A 17,035-nucleotide genomic window follows, 5' to 3' on the forward strand; every position below is an offset into this window, starting at 1 on the left:
ATATGCCTTCAAAGAAAAAAGTAATAACTCCAATACTTGAAAAATATTATAAGTGTCCTAAATTTAGCACTTTAAATTCTAATGAAGAAAAAGTAACTTTGGCTGATTTTACCGACAATTGGCTTGTGCTTTATTTTTACCCTAAAGATATGACTTCAGGTTGTACAACAGAAGCTATTGATTTCCAAAATCAAGCAAAAAAATTTTCATCTGTACATTGTCAAATCGTTGGTGTGAGTAAAGATTCTTGCGTGAGTCATCAAAAGTTTGCAACTAAGGAAAATTTGAAGTTTACGCTTTTATCTGACACAGAAGGGAAAATGTGTGAAGCGTTTTCTGTTTGGAAAGAAAAAAGCATGTATGGAAAAAAATATATGGGAATAGAGCGCTCTACTTTTTTAATAAATCCTGAAGGATTTATTGTTGCAGAGTGGAGAAAGGTTAAAGTGACAAACCATGTTGATGAAGTTTTTAAGATTCTCAAACAACTTCAATAATTCATTTTTGACTCAGGTAAATTGATCCATCTTCATTACTGTTTCCTTATTGTTACTTCAATGATAATATTTCTAATTGAATGTTTCAAAAAAAAATTGAAATAGGAGATTGGATTATGCAAGACAAGGAACAATCTACTCCATCAGTAATCGTTCAGAGAGATAAAGATGAACTTGCTAAAGGATATCCAAAATGGTTTAGATTTTTAGAGACAATTGGTCTTATTCTTTTTTTTATCCTCGTTGCAATTATTGCAATTAGAATTTCCATCGTAGCAAATGAGCTTTGGTACTTTATTCTGCCATCTCTTATTTTAGGGTGGATTTTTAGCGATTTTATTGGTGGTCTTGTTCACTGGGCTGGAGACACTTGGGGATCGGTTGATATGCCTATTTTAGGACCAGCACTTATTCGCCCTTTTAGGGAGCATCATGTAGATCCTTATGCAATCACCCGCCATGACTTTATTGAAACCAATGCAGCTTGTGCGCTTGCTGGTGTGCCGATATTATTTTCATGTTTATTTTTAAAAATGGGGAAAGAATTTCCAATTTCTTCATTTATCGCATTTTTTGTCTTTTTTTTAACAATATTTGTTTTATTTACAAACCAAATACATAAGTGGGCCCACACAAAAAAGAAAAATAAAATATTAATTTTCCTTCAAAATGCGCATATTATTTTAAATCCAGAACATCATCAGATCCATCATACTCCTCCTTTTAATAAATATTATTGCATAACAACAGGTTGGCTAAATTCATTTTTAAATTCCATAGGATTTTTTCCAAAATTCGAGAAATTAATTATGAAATACACTCATGCTTTACCGAGGCGTGATGATATTGGAGTCTCTGCAGCTGAAAAAGAAATAAAATAAATTCTTGTTTTGAATTCATTTTAAATTTATAGCTTGTAAGGAAATGTGTTTTATTTGTTTATTTTTAGGGCATGATCGATCTAATGGACTTATTACAAAAAATTCAAAAACAAGTTCAAGATAAACTTTTAGCAAATGTCAATGAAGGTGTTGAAAGATATCCATTGCCAAGTAATATATTAATATTAAAAAACACGAATGAAAATATTATATTATCATTAGGAAAATCAGATAAAAAATTTCTTATTTTATCTGATTTTCCTATTCATGAAGAAAATATCTCTGAAGGGTTTTTAAGTATAATTGCGAATAATAAAGGATTAATTGTAAATTTATTAGAAAAATTAGGTATCATCGATGATGCTTATTTTGCGTATACATTGAGCAATTATATACCCTCACCCCTTATTTCGAACACACTTTCAGAGCATGTGAATCCCAAATTGTATGAGACAGTTATTAAACTTAAGCCACATGCTATATTTTGTTTTGGTCATCGCTCATTACTTTCTCTTTCTACTATAAGTCGCAGTCCCATTGCTGTGCCTCTTAACGAAAATCAAGAGCTTTCTCTTTTCCAATACGAGAATTCTGTAGCAAGGTTGTTTTATCTTTCAAGTATAAAAGATCTCTTAAGTTTTCCGATTTGGCGGAAGCAGGTTTGGCAGGTTTTGCATACTTTTTATAAAGATAACTCACAATTGCTTTCTTGATGATAATTTATCATTTTGATGACTGAAAATGCACTTCCGTATTGACCTATTAGCCTCTCTTTAGTAATTGATCCAAGCTAATAGCCTTTGCTTTGTACTTATTATTTGGGCTTGGCAATTTTTAAAGCAAAATCCTTTTGTAGGATTATTTTGTAAGTGGGAACAAAAAATGACATTTTCCTCAACAATCGAAGAAGTAAACAGCACACGTCGTAAGTTTAAAATCTCCGTACCAGCATCCTCAATCAAAGATGCTTTTCAAGCGGTGGCTACAGAAATTCAAAAAACCGCAGAAATTCGTGGTTTTCGTAAAGGAAAAGCGCCGGCAACTCTCATTCGCAAATTTTATATGGGTGATATTGTTAAAAAAGCTGCCGATCGTGTTATCAATGAGGCTTACTCAAGTGCCTCAAAAACTGTTGACTTTCAAATCGTAAGCCATCCTCACATCGAACCTGTAAATCAATTTGATGAAAGCCAAGATTTCGAATTTTCAGCAACTGTTGATATCAATCCTAAAATAGAGATTAAAGATTATCAGCAAATTATTATTAAAATGAACAAAAATCTTGAAATAGATGTTGAAGCAGAAGTTGAAAAACTTTTAAATAATTATGCACGTGCATTAGGTAAAACTGAAAAGGATGAATCAGGGCGAGTTATTGTCAAAGGTGATGTTGCAAACGTAAGTTATACTGTAACTCATGATGGTAAACTACTTGAAGGAAAAGAAGCAAAAAATCAATTAATTGAACTCAATGGCTCAAATCTGGCTGCAATTGAAGATGCTATTGTTGGAATGAAAGCTTTAGAAACCAAAGAATTTCCAGTAGATTTACCCGAAAACTTTGCGGATGCTGATCTTAAAGGAAAGACGGTACAATTTTCTTTAGTATTGAATAGCGTTGAAACTCTTGTCCCTTCTGCATTTGATGAAGAATTTGCTAAGCGTCTTGGTTATCCGGGAATGGATGAAGTGCGCAATAACTTAAGAGAAACTATTAAGAGAAGCAATGAAGAAGCGCGTTCAAACGTTGCATTCGAGCAAGTTGTTGAACAAGTGTTAACAACAAATGAGTTTGAAGTTGCTGAAAGTCTTATAGAAAGTACAATTGACAGGGCTATTGCTGATGCGAACTCACGCCTTGCTAAAGATGCGCAAATTAAGCCAGAAAACGAAGAAGCACGTACTAAATACCGTGATTGGGCAAATAAGCAAGTACGTGGAATTCTTGCACTTGGTCATATTGCCCGCCAAGAAGGCGTTTCTGTCACAGATGATGAAATGCTTCGTGACATGGCTTCCTATGCTATGGCAAATCAAATGGATCCTCAGCAGCTTGTAAAGCGTGCTGGTGCGCAGGTTTATGATGAATTTCGTGGTCAAGTCATGATTCGTAAAGTTATTTCAAAAATTCTTGAAACGGCTAAAGTAGAATACACAGCCGAAAATACAGATACAAAATAATTTTTTTGTATCTTGGAATAAACCTTCTTAGAGAGTCGTTAATATAATAGAGCATGATTTGCTCCTTGAATATTGATTCTTTATGGAGGTTTTATTATGAAACTTGTATCTACAATAATTGCATCTGTTTTTGCATTGTCTTCTGTTTCTGCTTTTGCTCAAGGTAACGAACCATCTGCTTCGCCTGGAGCTCCTACTGCAGCGGCAGCACCTGCTTCTGAAGCAGCTAAGCCTGCAGCAGCTCCTACAGCAACTGCGTCGGCTGAACAAGCTCCAGCAGCTGAAAAGAAAGAAGAGCACAAGAAGAAAGCTGAACATAAGAAGAAAGCTCAGCATAAGAACAAGGCAAGCAAGAAAAATAAGAAAGAAAAAGAAGCTGCTAAGTCTGATGCGCCTGCAGCAGAAGCTCCTGCTTCTAACTAATTAGAAGAAAAAGAGTTTTTAAACACCCCAAAAGGGTGTTTTTTTTATTTGAAGCGACATTTAAGTTATTGAAAATATAAAAAATAAATAAACCTCATTGTAACATATTATAAATATTAATATAATATAAAAATAAAATTTGTTTATTTCAACTCCTGTTTGTGCTAATATATTACATCTACGAGTTCGAGTCATTCGTTCTCAAAATATTTACCCAAAATTAAAAAATAAGAGGTCTTTAAGTTGGCTTTTTTTAAGAGCATATTCTTTATTATTTTTTGTTTGTTTCAATTTAAATTATTTGCGACTGAAAAAGCTTATGATCAGAAAATTGAACATGCATTAAATAAACAGAAATCAAAATTAAGAATTAAAAAAATTAAGACTATCAAAATGTATACTAAGGTTTTTGTTGTTACTCCAAGTACTTATTACACTCCTGATTTCTATAATCAAAACGACTTAAATAATATTTTTTTATTCGTTCAAAAAGTTCGTCAAAAAGTAGAGAAGCCAATTCAATTTAAAGAAGTTAACTTAAAAAATAATACTGAGATGAGTTTTGCAACTCATCTAGATACAGGAAATTCTTTTGAATCAGTAGAAGATTTTAAAGTAAGCATTGAGATTAAGGCAAAATTTTTATAAACTTTGCCTTAATTTATTTCTCAGTTTATTAGAGCCATTAAAATTTCTATTTTTTCCCCTTCACAATCTAATTCAGCAACATATTTTGCTTCTACTTTTAAAGTATCTACAATTTGGGAAAGCGTTTCATCTTCAATATATTCTTTATTAGAATTTATTGCATGTGCAAGCGCAGAACTTGTTTTTAATTGTAAATACATTTTATCTTCAACATTAAAATCAGCTGATTTTCTTGCCTTTTGAATAAGGCTAACAAGTTCTCTTGCAATTCCTTCAAAGCGAAGCTCTTCAGTCAATGTAGGGTCAAGTGCTGCTACCAATTCTGCGTCGGTAGCTACTAAATTACTTCCACTTGGGCGTAACTCAATAAGAACTTGCTCGTGATGTAAAATGAAATCTTTAATTTGAATTGTTTCTTTACGAAGGGCCTTGGCTGCATTTTCTTGAGAAATGTCAGAAAGTAGTGTTTGTAATTCTTTTATCCGATCTCCAAGAGATTTACCAAGAATTTTAAAATTAGGTTTAACAATAATTTTTGCAAGTTCAGATGGATCATATGTAATCAATACATCTTTGACATTTAACTCTTCACAAATAACATGCTTCATTTTTAAAATTTGTTCGCCATATTCTTTAGAAAGAACGCCTACTGTTAGTTTTTTTAAAGGTTGCCGATTTTTTAATTTATGTGAGACTCGAATTGTTCTTCCAAGTTCCACAACTCTGCGAGCAATTGCAACTTCTTTTAAGAGAGCTTGTTCCGTAGAGTTTAATTCCCTGTGCTCAGGTAACATTGATAAATGAACACTTCCCACTTTTTTAAGTTCTTTTGTAAGTGCAAGCTTTCCAAAGAAATATTCCGCTGCAAAAGGAGCAAATGGGGCAAGAATTTGAGTTGCTTGTAAGAGAACTTCATATAATGTTGAATATGCTTCTTTATTGCTACTCCAAAAACGTCTACGACTTCTGCGAATATACCAATTATTTAAATCATCAAAAAATTCAATTATTGTAGGTGCTGCCTTCGCAATTTGGTATGAATTCATAGCTTCATCTATGTTTTTTACAAGTTCATTAAGACGTAATAAGATCCATTTATCTAAAGAGTTTTCACTTTTAACAAGATCTTTTTCAGGATCCCAACAGTCAATTGAAGCGTATGTGGCAAAAAATGAATAAGCATTCCATAAAGGTAACAACACTCGACGGGTGCTTTCTTTTACACCATCGACACTAAAGCGAACTTCTTCAGCAACAGTGGCTGGCGAAGAAAGTAAGAATAGTCTAACGGAGTCTGCTCCGAATTCGTCAAGTGTTGCCATGGGGTCGGGATAGTTTTTGAGGCTCTTGCTCATTTTACGGCCATCTTCAGCAAGCACGAGGCCATTCACAACCACGTTCTTAAAAGCAGGTTTCTCAAAAAGCAAGCCAGAAAGTAAAGTTAATGTGTAAAACCAACCTCGAGTTTGATCGAGACCTTCACAAATAAAATCTGCAGGGAAAAGGTCTCTAAATTCTTCTGCCCTTTCAAAAGGGTAATGATGTTGAGCATAAGGCATTGAGCCTGACTCAAACCAACAGTCAAGTACAAACGGCACACGAGTTAAGACCGTGCCAGGATATTTTTTAGATGGAATTACAATATCATCAATAAATTCCATATGAATATCAGTGATTTTTTTATCAGTATATTTTTGTAGTTCTGCAACAGAGCCTAGGCATATTTCTTCGCCTGTTTCAGCATTCTTCCAGATTGGAATTGGATTTCCCCAATAACGGGAACGACCAATATTCCAATCCCGAGCATTTTCAAGCCATTTTCCAAAACGTCCTGATTTTATATGATCAGGCATCCAATTTATCTGGCTATTCATTTTTAAGAGAAGTTCTTTATTTTCTTCAATTTTTACAAACCAAGAAGGAACAGCTCTATACATAAGAGGTAAGCCTGAACGATAGCAATGCGGATAACTGTGAACAAAGGTTTCGTGTTTAAAGACAAAACCACGCTTTTTAAGATCCGAGATAATGAGTTTATCAGCAGATTTAAAATCTAAGCCTACAAGTTCTGGATGATTTCCTTCTTTGAATTTTCCATTGGTATCTAGATGGTCTAAAATAGGCAAATCATAGCGTTTAGCAGTGTTAAAGTCATCTTCACCAAAGGCAGGAGACGTATGTACAGCTCCCGTACCTGTGTCGTGTAATACGTAATTTGTTGCATATACCTTAAATGCGTTTTCACCTGCTTCTTCGAGCCATGAGGTAAAGAAAGGCTCATAACTTGTATTTTCAAGTTCTTCACCTAAAATTTCGCGGACAATTTTATATGTGTTTTCTTTAGGCCAGTAGGCAGAAATCCTATCTTTTAAAATATAGAAAGATTCGTTTGAAGCACTGTCGTGAACCTCTGCATAAATTCCTTTTCCATCAATTGCGATAGCTAAGTTTGCAGGAAGTGTCCAAGGTGTCGTGGTCCACACAAGCAGGTTTTTAGCGGCGTGTTTGCCTTTTAGTTTGGCTTTAACAGTTAAAGATGGATCTTGCACATCTCTATAGTCAAGGCTTGCTTCAAAATTTGATAGAGTTGTTCCTAATGCTGATGAGTAACTTACAACAAATTTACTCTCATAAATAAAGCCTTTGTCCCAAAGAGTTTTGAGAGCATGCCATACGCTTTCCATAAATGGAGTGTCCATTGTGCGGTATTCATTTTCCATGTCCACCCAACGTCCAAGACGGCGTATGTAGTTTCTCCACTCTCTTGTATAGCGGACAACAGATTCGCGGCAAGCTTGATTAAATTTTGGAATTCCATAGTTTTCTATATCAAGTTTTCCATTCAAACCAAGTTCTTTTTGTACTAGAAGCTCTACAGGAACTCCATGACAATCCCAGCCAAACCGTCTTTCAACTCTGTTTCCTTTCATTGTAAAATAACGAGGAAATGCATCTTTAATAGAGCTAGGGACAAAGTGACCAAAATGAGGAAGTCCTGTGGCAAAAGGAGGGCCATCATAAAAGTTGTATTTTTTATTTTCAGGGCGCTCCAAAATGCTTCGTTGAAAGATATTTTCATTATCCCATTTTTTAAGCATTTCTTTCTCTACCGCAGGGAAATCAATTCCCCTGGCTGGTTTTTCGACTTGCATTGAAACTCCCTTTGAAATTTGTCACTTTTGTTTATTTTAAAGAGATATCATAAACTTATATAAGTTTGTATATCTCTTACAACTCGTGTTTGTAAGAATTAAATCTTACAGATACATATCCTACTCATCTTTTGAGTGGAAACCGGATTCACCAGTAATGCGAAGGGTATAGCAAATTTATAATATATCCGTACAGTTTTTTAAGATAATTCCTTAAAAAGAAGAGACAGTGTATAAATCCACTGTAATGAGTGATTGTCCTTCTTAAATATCGAACAAAGGATGAGTTTTGAATAAGAAATTTTTAATTGAATCAATCTGGGTTTTGGCATTTATTTTTCTTTTAATTCTAATAAAATCATCTGCTTTGTGGTTTTATTATGTTCCATCTGGTTCCATGATGCCTACGGTCATTCTTGGGGATCGTATTCTTACAAATAAACTTGCCTATGGTTTACGTATACCTTTTATGAGTAAGCCTTTATTCAACTGGAGCTTACCTAAAAGAGGAGAAATAATAGTTTTCCTGTCACCAAAGGATAAAAACACATTTGTAAAAAGAGTTGTGGGTTTGCCTAACGACGTTCTTCATTTTCAAAACGGAATTCTTTTTGTAAATGGAGTTTCTGTAAATGAGACGCCCATACAAAAGATTACTTATGAGCACTTTGAATATATAGAAGTCATTGAAAAGTCAGATGAATTTGGCTTACCTGAACATTCTATTCTCTCTGCTCGCGAAGCAGGGCAAACTTTTTTTGAAAGCCGTCGTTTTGTTGTCCCTACGGATAAATTATTTGTTCTGGGGGACAATCGAGACAATTCATATGATAGTCGAGCATTTGGTTATGTGGATAAAAACTCAATTTACGGTAAAATGGTTGGAATTCTCTTTTCTACAGACAGAAATGAGCATTTTTTTCCTGAATTTCGTGGCGAAAGATTTTTAAAGAGCATAAAATAAGAGGAGCTTAAATTTTTTTATTATTATAATATCAAATTGTTACGTCAATAAAGACAACTTTTTTTAAAAAACGTTGTAAAGATTTTCAATAAGGGCTTTCCTTATGAAAATAAAAAACATATAGTGCGCCTGTGTTTTGAACATTTTATGGAGGTACTTAGTACATATGTCTCGTTACACTGGTCCACGCATGCGTATCGCTCGTCGTCTTGGCACATTACCAGGGCTTACAAGCAAAGAAATTAAAAGAAAATCTCGTCCAGGCCAGCACGGCGCTGCTCCACACAAAAAGTCGGAGTTCGCTATTGCGCTTGAGGAAAAACAAAAAATTCGTTTCAATTATGGTCTTACTGAAAGACAAATGCAACGTTATGTCAAAGCGGCTCGTAAGGCAAAAACCCTTACTGGTGAAGCTCTTCTCCGTATGTGCGAAATGCGCCTCGATAGCGTTGTTTTCCGTCTTGGTTTTGCACCTTCAATTCCAGCGGCGCGTCAGCTCGTTCGTCATGGTCACGTTCATGTTAACGGTCGTAGAGTAAACATGCCTAGCTATCAATGCAAAGCGGGCGAAGTTATTGTTCCAACAAACAAAGAGGCAACTCTTAGCCTTGTTAAAAACAATCTCGTTCACCGTCAAAATGCACAACCACCTGCATTTTTAAGCCTCAGCGCAGACAAGCTTCAAGCGTCTGTTGTAAGCGTTTGCTCACGTGAAGAAGTTCTTCTTCAAGTTAATGAGCGCCTTGTGGTTGAATACTACGCGCAACGCGGTTAATATTTGTTAATTCAATTAAGATCTCCTTGTTTTCTTACGAAATGCCTTCGTAGATGTTCTTTGTTAAGTCTTTAGAAGACGAACAAGAAAAACAGGAGGTTTTTTTTGTCTGAAATTATACTTTCTAAAAAATTTCAGGGTCGTAATTATATTTTTGAAGAGCTCATTTTAAGCCAAACCTCTCAAGATGCTTACATTCAAATGCAGGGCATTGCCACTCGCTTTAAACTTCATTATTTAACAGTTGAAGACTGTGTACATAGAAATCAAAGAACTAAAGTAGAATCTTTTGGTGAATATCATTTTATCGTTTGGTATTATTTTAATCCCTCTCTAGAGAAGCCAATAGAACTACATATTGTTCTTGGAAAAGATTTTCTTTTACTTATAACCAATGAAACTCCTCTTCGGATAGCTACAGATTGGAAGATGCTTTGCTTTCCAAAAGGACAAAGTATTTTTTTATATGATGCTATTTGCCAAATGTTTGATGTTCTTGTCGAACATTCTGAAATGTATGTAGCAGCTCTTGAGTATGGCATGCATGTCCTTGAAAAAAGAATTGTTACGAAACAAATCAATCCGAAAAAAATGTTGCGTATGAAATATCTTGTGAATGAGTTGGAACAAACTGTAGGTGCAGTTGGCACTATTTTTCATCAACTCGAAAAGTATGAGTTTAATTTAGATCAAAAGTTTCGAATGAGAAATATTGTTGATCACCATAATCGTCTCTTGGAAAATGTAATGCACTTACGCTTCCAATCCATGGCATTAATGGATATTTATTATGGTTCTGCGGGAGAACGATCTAATCAGCAAATGCGTAAATTAACCATGCTATCTGCTTATTTGTTACCTATGAGCGTATTGGCTGGAATATTCGGAATGAATTTTGAAAGTATGCCTTTTAAAGAGTCCTCATTCATGTATGTCGGTTTTATTCTTATTTTTGGAACACCTTTGTCAATTTTTATTTTTTTCATTTATAGAAAAATAAATTCAAAAAATTCAAAGAAAATGCGTAAAATTCATGATGAAAATCATAAAAAACATTATCCATTTTTATTTAGACAGATGGATTACTCTAATCATAAAATCGTCAATGAAAATAAAGAAAGTATGCAAAATAGTAAAAATTCGAAAAAAGATAAAAAGCACACTAAGGTTACATGACAAAATAGAAACGGACATGTTATGATTTTAACCTAAATGTACAGTCACTCCTTTTTAACTTTAAATAACGGTATTATTTTATGAACTCAAATTTGATGCATAAACAATTGCATATTCCAATTCCAGAAGGCGCGCTTTCCATAGAGGTAGCATATAAAGCTAAGTCTTCTTATCCAATTGTAGCAAGCCCATCCTGTGAAGGTACTATTGGGGCAGAAATTATTTCTCCCACATATTCTCAAGAACAGCATGAAACATGGAAAATAATGCTGAAAAAGCAATCTCAACTTGTTAAAGATTATCTGTGTAAAGAATATCTCGAAGGGATGAATTTATTAAATTTTCCTAAAGAAAAAATCCCTTCTTTGTCTCATTCAAGTGAAAGTTTGAAAAAGAGCACAGGCTGGCAAATTATTCGCGCTGAAGGTCTCGTATCTCCAAAATATTTTTTTGCATTGCTCGCAAATAAAGTATTTCCTTGTACTGATTTTATTCGACACATTGAAGAAATTGATTACACACCTGCTCCGGATACTTTTCATGATCAAGCAGGCCATTTAGCTATGATTACAAATCATAGATTTGCAGAATTTTTTAATTTATTTGGAATAGCGGGTGCGCAAGCAAAAGATGACGAAGAAGTGATGTGGTTTAATCGTATTTATTGGTTTACCGTCGAATTTGGACTCATAAATCCTACCGCACATGCCGGAAGAAATAGAGTTGATAATCAATGTAGAATATATGGTGCAGGTATCGCTTCGTCATGCGGAGAGATTGTTTATAGTTTATCTGATAAAGTAAAAAAACATCCTTTTTCTTTAGATGTAATTAGTGAAACTGATTTTGACATTCATCATATGCAAGATCAGCTTTTTGAAATAGAATCTTTTGATGAATTGGAGTCTGAATTTAGAAATTGGGCCCAGAAAAAAGGTTTTATATAATATATGATTTCTTTTCTAAGAAATTACATTTTAGTATTGTTACTTTATATAGATTTTTCGGTTTCTGCAGAAAAAGGAATTAGTATAAGTTATGGGACAGACGGTCAAGCTTCAGCATACTCAACATTTTTTTATCAAGATTTTAAATTAAATGATCCACTTGATAGAATTAAATTAGGTTATCTTATTCGTTTTAGTAATTTTAGTTCAAATATTGATCTGTTTTATACTGATTCAAGTTCCTCTGAAAAATCCTCTGCAAATTCAATACAGATAAAATCTCCAAATATTTATTCGCTAAATGGAGGTTTTGTCGGGAATATTGATTTTCTTTCTAACTTAGGTTTTGGTTTTAATCTTGATCTTTTTGGTATTTCATTTGGCGGCCAGAAAATTGTCGAAAATTCAAATGTAAAAGCAAATCCTGCTCAATATAATTTGTTTCTTTATAATATAAATGATCTTGGCAGTCTTAATTCAGAGTTTTATATATTTTATACACATAAAGAATTTATTCTTTTAAGAACTGGATTATCTCATTACTTTTCAGAATACACAACAGATGTTGCTCTTGCAAATAATAGCAAAAAATTTAGAAGAGTATCTAATTTATTTTTTCTATCCATAGGCTTAAATTTTTAAATAAAAAAAAATAAAAAAAAATTTAAAATTATTTGACATAAAAATATTCATGATTTATTTTCATTACAAATAGAAACTTAAAGATGTTTGTTCGTGTACTTAATACATCTATCATAGAAAGGGTAGACTTATGCTAAAGAAACTCGTTTTGGTCTCTTCGGTTTTATGCACTTTCAATGTTTTTGCATCCAATTCATCCGTTCTCGAATTGCTTTTAAATGGTACTATTACTCAGACACCATTTTGGAGCACAGATGGCGGCGTTTCAGTTGCTAAACAAGTTATTTATTCTTACAACGGGTATGTACCTGCTAATGGCGTAATTGATACAAATATTGTTGGTGTTTCACTTGTTCATCCTGTGAGCGCTTCATCTAATGTTGAATTATCACTTCCATCAAACTGCACAATTGGTGGTCCTGGTGGAACTGCAGTTAGCGTTAATGATACTCAGTTTGTTGTAAATAATAATACCTATGCAAATAATGCTACAATCGGTGTTGCAGAATTTCCTGACACTGGCTCCTATGGTGCAACAAGTATTAGAATATCTGGTTTAAGCCAAAATGTTCAAGGTGCATTGTCATGTCCTGCAAATGGTAGTTTAACTTATATTTATTAATTTAAATAAGTTTAAATTGACATGATTTTTATTTATTAAGACAGTTTTTTGGAAAAAATCATGTCAAAGTATAAATACTATTTATTTTGTTTTTATATAAAATCATCTTTTGCATTTCCTGTAAAAGATGATTTTCCTCATTGGATTGTAAATGGCAGTGATGAATTAAATGCAATTGTTTTTAATGCAAATCAATTTTTGTCATCAAATGGCATACTTGAATTTAATAGCTATTTTGTAAAACTTGTAAATGCCAAAAATAAAAATTCAAGAGTAAATTTTAAAAAAATGAGTGGTTGCAGCTTTAGCAATGGAGAAAATATTCCAGATTCAAATATTTTTTTACTTGTCAATTCTAAAGAATATCTTGAATATCAATATTTAAGTGTCACTGATTTTAATTATGGAGATAATGGAGCTGAAATATCTGTGCGTATTAAAGGCTTAAGTAATAATCATTACGGAACTTTTTCATGCAGAGTGAATGCTTCATTAATTTATATAGAATAAGGAAAGAGTATGAAGAAAATAATTTTAAAAAATTCATTGATCTTTATTTGCATTAATTTATCTCCTATTTTTATAGAGGTAAGTTTAGCGCAGGAAAATAAACCTATAGGTAGTATTTTTGTATCTCCTATTTCCGCATTTTCGGTAAACTCAGATGAAATGTTCTTAACATTAGCGAATACTTCAAATACACTTGGAAAATTTATCTTTAAAAGTAAATGTATAGTAAATAAAGTAGAATATGTTGACAAAGGTTGTGAGAAGTTTTTTTCTTTTGATCTTTCTGGTATGTTACAAGATAATATTATTACATTACCAGCCAATACTCAAAAAAAGATTCCGATTAAATTATTGAATAAACCAAATGGAAAAGAAGAGTTTTCAGCATTTTTTACTCCTGAATTTACTGTTGCTTCAGATGTTGATAGACCGAAAAACTCTTTAGGATTTGATTTTAAATTTGTGCCTGGAATTTTATTTTCTTGGAATTCTGCAAGTCCAAAATTAGATTTACAGGAATTTAAAGCAAAAAATTCTAAGGAAGGCGTTAGAAGTGTAAATTTTGTTTTTGATATATCAAAATTGAGTAATCCTCAAGTTGTAAGTGTAAATGCAAAAATAATTGATAGTAAAACAAATAAACTTATTAGATTTTTAGATTTAGGCAAAGAGAAGCTAATTGATCCAAGAAGAAAAAAATTAGTGCTAAAAGGAGAAATTGATAAAAGTAAGGAAAACGAAAAAGGTCTTTGTTATGAATTATTGTTGCAAGAATTGACATCTAACACTGCTTATAAAATAAAATCACCCACTTGTACATGAATTTAAAATTTTTCACATTTCTCCTTACTCTTTTAATTTCCTTGTTTAATACTAAAAAAGTATATTCTCTAATTTATGAAACAATACAATTAAATATAGAAGATGACTCTTATAAGGTTTCCTTAAGTGATAGCAAATGTGAATTTATTTTGGATAATAGTATTAATTATGAAGTTATAAAAAAATCAGATAATTATTTTTTTATAAAAGCAAATAAAGTTGATGAAAAAAGTGCTACTGTCATTTTTGATTGTGCAAGGGATCAATATATTTATAGAATTTTATATAAACATGGATTTTCTCAATCCTCATTATTTTATCAGAGAGAATTTAAGGGAAGAACATTTTTAAACTATAATTTTAAAATTGATAGCAATAACTCAAAAGTCCAATCTATTCAATATATTGATACCTCCTCTCCTAACTTATATTTTAAATCTGCACGTTTTGAATATGATGAAGGGCAATTTGAGAATAATTTACAGTTAAATTATACTGGCGATAAATCTGATTCAAAATTTGAAAATAATTTTTACAGCGGTTTATTCTTAGGAAATGGAAATGATGCCAATGGAAAGTATTTTACATTTCAATCTGGGATAGGTTTATATGATTATATTTTATCTTATCAGCATCGAAAATATATCAATGAAGGCGTTTATAGTAGGCGTCTTTCACTTAATTTACCGAATCCTATTCGCTTGTATTTGACCTATGAGAGGAAAACAGATGGGGGAGAAAAATACTCTGCTCAAAGAGCTTTTTCATTTGGAATAAATAACTTTCAAAGTTACCATTTTTTAAATGCAGAAAAAGAGTATAAAAAAATTGATTTAAATAATTCAAATCAAAAAGCAACAGTCGAAGATTCTTATATTCTTAATAATTTTAGCACTTATTTTTTCTCTTCATTTATTTATCAACAAATTAATTCGGATCTTTTTTGTATTGGATCAAATACGTGTAAAGTTGATAATTTATTAACGACCTTTAACTTTCAAAATTTAACGACTCGCTTACAGTTAAAGTATAATTTTATTCCACATGGCGTAGATCTTTTCTTGCAAAAATATTTTTGGAATCAGTCTGATATTCTTTTGGGTTACTCAAAGAAGTTTGATCCTATCGGTTTTTTTCAAAAATCGGATGTTACGAAAACAAATGTTTCAGATTCGCAATTCAGATTTTTTTCTTTAATGAATTTAAGACAGCGTTTCGATAGTTTTTATGCGACTTTGAGTGTTCCTCTTGTCTATTTAAATCAAGATTCATCTGTCAGAGTGACTCTTGACTATGAAGCAACGCAGTGGGTGGCTTATTCTTCGCTCTTACTCAAACCTACAGGAGATAACAATTGGGGAGATTTAAATTGGCAGTTTTCTACAGGTATTTCATATTATCCTACAAATAGTTTAAATTATGCAATAAACTATATGAAAACTCATAAAATAAAAGGGCATGTTTTTTCTAATTTAAATATTCCAGAGGAAAATGTGGAAGTACAATTAACATCCCCGAGTAAGGAAATTCGAGAAACTAAAACAGACGACAAGGGGTATTATGAATTTATTGATGTTGAAAAAAATGGAAATTTCGAAATTAAAATAAAAAAAGGTGCAATAGAAAGTAAGTCTGAAATATTGAAAGAAACAAATGATCTTGAAAAGAAAGTTGAACTTGATATTCCTTATTACACAGTCGTCAATTTAAGATTTGTGTTGGTTGAAAATAAAAAAGAAGAGAATTTACAAAATATAGTAAATAATGTTGGAGGATATTCTATAATTTCTATTCCAGATGCAATATATGTCGGGAATAAAGTAATTTTAAAAAGAGGTAAAATTGAAAATTTAAAAATAAATCCAGAAATTTTACCCTTTGGTTATCATATATTAAAAATGAGTGAAAATTTTGTAGATACTATGGAAAAAGAGAATTTAAATATTGTTGTTTATTTAAAAAAAGAAATTTAATCTTTTGCCCAAGCAGCAAGAGCTGTATTGAGCATGAGCATTGCGATAGTCATAGGACCAACGCCGCCAGGAACAGGACTTAGAGAATATGCTATTTCTTTCACATTCGAATGCACATCTCCACAAAGTTTTCCATTTTCTTTTCTATGTATACCTACGTCAATGATCACAGCATTTTCTTTAATATAACTTTTATCGATTAATTCTGGCTGACCGGCAGCAGCAATAAGAATATCTGCATTTTTACAAATTTGTTTTAAATCTTTTGTTTTTGAATGCGCCATTGTAACTGTGGCATCGGAGCTTAATAAAAGTAACGACATGGGTTTGCCAACAATATTACTTCTACCAACAACCACAGAATTTTTTCCGCTTATTTCGATTCCGTAAGAAACAAGCATAGCTAAGATTCCAAAAGGGGTACAGGCAATTGCGTTTGTAAATTCGCCTGTAGCTAAGGTACCAATGCTATGTGCGAGAAAACCATCTACATCTTTGTGGGGTGAGATGGCATTAAGTATTTTTTCGGTGTTGATAGTTTTTGGAAGAGGTAATTGGACTAGAATTCCATCTACATTTTTATCTTTATTTAAACTTAAAATAAGTGAAATTATTTTTTCTTCACTTATTTCATCTGATGAAATAATATAACTCTGAGAATCAAATCCAGCTTCCTTAAATATTTTTATTTTGTTTTTTACATAAACATGGGAAGCTGGGTTTTCCCCAGCAAGAATAACGGCTAGGCAGGGAACTTTTTTTCCGTCTTTTAAAGTTTTGGCTTGTGAAATTAAGTTTGTACTTAATGTCTTGCCATCCATT

17 protein-coding genes are annotated in these 17,035 nt (G+C 32.4%); 15 read left to right on the forward strand and 2 right to left on the reverse strand.

The features are described from left to right. Positions 1–2: 2 nt before the first annotated feature. The 6 genes from bcp to GCL57_RS05845 all read left to right on the forward strand — a co-directional run bounded on the left by bcp (position 3) and on the right by GCL57_RS05845 (position 4,630). Positions 3–497 carry a thioredoxin-dependent thiol peroxidase gene (bcp, locus tag GCL57_RS05820; RefSeq protein ID WP_152212389.1) on the forward strand — a complete coding sequence of 165 codons (495 nt, stop codon included), beginning with the start codon at positions 3–5 and terminating at the stop codon, positions 495–497. A 116-nt stretch (positions 498–613) separates the two neighbouring features. Then, positions 614–1,378 carry a fatty acid desaturase family protein gene (locus GCL57_RS05825; protein ID WP_161597625.1) on the forward strand — a complete coding sequence of 255 codons (765 nt, stop codon included), beginning with the start codon at positions 614–616 and terminating at the stop codon, positions 1,376–1,378. 83 nt (positions 1,379–1,461) lie between these two features. After that, entirely contained in the window at positions 1,462–2,091 is a 630-nt protein-coding gene (locus GCL57_RS05830) for a hypothetical protein (protein WP_161597626.1), read from the forward strand. Between the two features lie 169 nt (positions 2,092–2,260). Then, positions 2,261–3,559 carry a trigger factor gene (gene tig / locus GCL57_RS05835; protein WP_152212395.1) on the forward strand — a complete coding sequence of 433 codons (1,299 nt, stop codon included), beginning with the start codon at positions 2,261–2,263 and terminating at the stop codon, positions 3,557–3,559. A gap of 96 nt (positions 3,560–3,655) precedes the next feature. Continuing rightward, complete coding sequence (locus tag GCL57_RS05840; RefSeq protein ID WP_211363228.1) at positions 3,656–3,982, forward strand: hypothetical protein; 327 nt, start codon at positions 3,656–3,658, stop codon at positions 3,980–3,982. A 243-nt stretch (positions 3,983–4,225) separates the two neighbouring features. Continuing rightward, positions 4,226–4,630: a hypothetical protein gene (locus tag GCL57_RS05845; protein ID WP_152212397.1), complete on the forward strand. Its 405-nt coding sequence runs from the start codon at positions 4,226–4,228 to the stop codon at positions 4,628–4,630. Positions 4,631–4,650: 20 nt separating this feature from the next. Here the strand turns inward: GCL57_RS05845 and ileS are convergent, their stop codons facing one another. Beyond that, positions 4,651–7,782: an isoleucine--tRNA ligase gene (gene ileS / locus GCL57_RS05850; protein WP_152212399.1), complete on the reverse strand. Its 3,132-nt coding sequence runs from the start codon at positions 7,780–7,782 to the stop codon at positions 4,651–4,653. A 289-nt stretch (positions 7,783–8,071) separates the two neighbouring features. On the opposite strand from ileS, the gene lepB reads away from it, so the two are divergent. The 9 genes from lepB to GCL57_RS05895 all read left to right on the forward strand — a co-directional run bounded on the left by lepB (position 8,072) and on the right by GCL57_RS05895 (position 16,213). Continuing rightward, positions 8,072–8,746, forward strand: coding sequence for a signal peptidase I (gene lepB, locus GCL57_RS05855; protein WP_152212401.1), 675 nt, complete (start codon positions 8,072–8,074; stop codon positions 8,744–8,746). Between the two features lie 166 nt (positions 8,747–8,912). Further along, positions 8,913–9,521: a 30S ribosomal protein S4 gene (gene rpsD, locus GCL57_RS05860; protein WP_152212403.1), complete on the forward strand. Its 609-nt coding sequence runs from the start codon at positions 8,913–8,915 to the stop codon at positions 9,519–9,521. Positions 9,522–9,626: 105 nt separating this feature from the next. Further along, complete coding sequence (locus GCL57_RS05865) at positions 9,627–10,697, forward strand: CorA family divalent cation transporter (protein ID WP_152212405.1); 1,071 nt, start codon at positions 9,627–9,629, stop codon at positions 10,695–10,697. An 80-nt stretch (positions 10,698–10,777) separates the two neighbouring features. Further along, on the forward strand, positions 10,778–11,644 hold the full coding sequence (locus tag GCL57_RS05870; protein ID WP_211363229.1) for a hypothetical protein: 867 nt from the start codon (positions 10,778–10,780) through the stop codon (positions 11,642–11,644). A gap of 3 nt (positions 11,645–11,647) precedes the next feature. Beyond that, complete coding sequence (locus tag GCL57_RS05875) at positions 11,648–12,286, forward strand: hypothetical protein (protein ID WP_152212407.1); 639 nt, start codon at positions 11,648–11,650, stop codon at positions 12,284–12,286. Between the two features lie 130 nt (positions 12,287–12,416). Continuing rightward, a complete protein-coding gene (locus tag GCL57_RS05880) occupies positions 12,417–12,908 on the forward strand; it encodes a hypothetical protein (protein WP_152212409.1) in 492 nt (163 codons plus the stop codon). Positions 12,909–12,968: 60 nt separating this feature from the next. Continuing rightward, a complete protein-coding gene (locus tag GCL57_RS05885) occupies positions 12,969–13,418 on the forward strand; it encodes a hypothetical protein (protein WP_152212411.1) in 450 nt (149 codons plus the stop codon). Between the two features lie 9 nt (positions 13,419–13,427). Next, positions 13,428–14,240 (forward strand): hypothetical protein, encoded by an 813-nt coding sequence (locus tag GCL57_RS05890; RefSeq protein WP_152212412.1) that lies wholly within the window; start codon positions 13,428–13,430, stop codon positions 14,238–14,240. A gap of 149 nt (positions 14,241–14,389) precedes the next feature. Continuing rightward, positions 14,390–16,213: a TonB-dependent receptor gene (locus tag GCL57_RS05895; protein WP_152212414.1), complete on the forward strand. Its 1,824-nt coding sequence runs from the start codon at positions 14,390–14,392 to the stop codon at positions 16,211–16,213. On the opposite strand, the gene GCL57_RS05900 is transcribed toward GCL57_RS05895, so the two are convergent. Further along, positions 16,210–17,034, reverse strand: coding sequence for a bifunctional 5,10-methylenetetrahydrofolate dehydrogenase/5,10-methenyltetrahydrofolate cyclohydrolase (locus GCL57_RS05900; protein WP_425483334.1), 825 nt, complete (start codon positions 17,032–17,034; stop codon positions 16,210–16,212). The two genes, GCL57_RS05895 and GCL57_RS05900, sit on opposite strands and share 4 nt — an antisense overlap. Position 17,035 lies beyond the last annotated feature (1 nt).

Origin of the sequence: Fluviispira multicolorata (assembly GCF_009208585.1) — a bacterium.
In the GTDB taxonomy this organism is placed as follows: Bacteria; Bdellovibrionota_B; Oligoflexia; order Silvanigrellales; family Silvanigrellaceae; genus Silvanigrella; species Silvanigrella multicolorata.

Bases quoted from the DNA above. Each gene is read 5' to 3' on its own strand.
- GCL57_RS05885 (WP_152212411.1), top strand. From the start codon at position 12,969: ATGTCAAAGTATAAATACTATTTATTTTGTTTTTATATAAAATCATCT.
- GCL57_RS05870 (WP_211363229.1), top strand. From the start codon at position 10,778: ATGAACTCAAATTTGATGCATAAACAATTGCATATTCCAATTCCAGAA.
- rpsD (WP_152212403.1), top strand. From the start codon at position 8,913: ATGTCTCGTTACACTGGTCCACGCATGCGTATCGCTCGTCGTCTTGGC.
- GCL57_RS05900 (WP_425483334.1), bottom strand. From the start codon at position 17,034: ATGGATGGCAAGACATTAAGTACAAACTTAATTTCACAAGCCAAAACT.
- tig (WP_152212395.1), top strand. From the start codon at position 2,261: ATGACATTTTCCTCAACAATCGAAGAAGTAAACAGCACACGTCGTAAG.
- GCL57_RS05890 (WP_152212412.1), top strand. From the start codon at position 13,428: ATGAAGAAAATAATTTTAAAAAATTCATTGATCTTTATTTGCATTAAT.
- ileS (WP_152212399.1), bottom strand. From the start codon at position 7,782: ATGCAAGTCGAAAAACCAGCCAGGGGAATTGATTTCCCTGCGGTAGAG.
- GCL57_RS05880 (WP_152212409.1), top strand. From the start codon at position 12,417: ATGCTAAAGAAACTCGTTTTGGTCTCTTCGGTTTTATGCACTTTCAAT.
- GCL57_RS05830 (WP_161597626.1), top strand. From the start codon at position 1,462: ATGGACTTATTACAAAAAATTCAAAAACAAGTTCAAGATAAACTTTTA.
- GCL57_RS05840 (WP_211363228.1), top strand. From the start codon at position 3,656: ATGAAACTTGTATCTACAATAATTGCATCTGTTTTTGCATTGTCTTCT.
- GCL57_RS05875 (WP_152212407.1), top strand. From the start codon at position 11,648: ATGATTTCTTTTCTAAGAAATTACATTTTAGTATTGTTACTTTATATA.
- bcp (WP_152212389.1), top strand. From the start codon at position 3: ATGCCTTCAAAGAAAAAAGTAATAACTCCAATACTTGAAAAATATTAT.
- GCL57_RS05825 (WP_161597625.1), top strand. From the start codon at position 614: ATGCAAGACAAGGAACAATCTACTCCATCAGTAATCGTTCAGAGAGAT.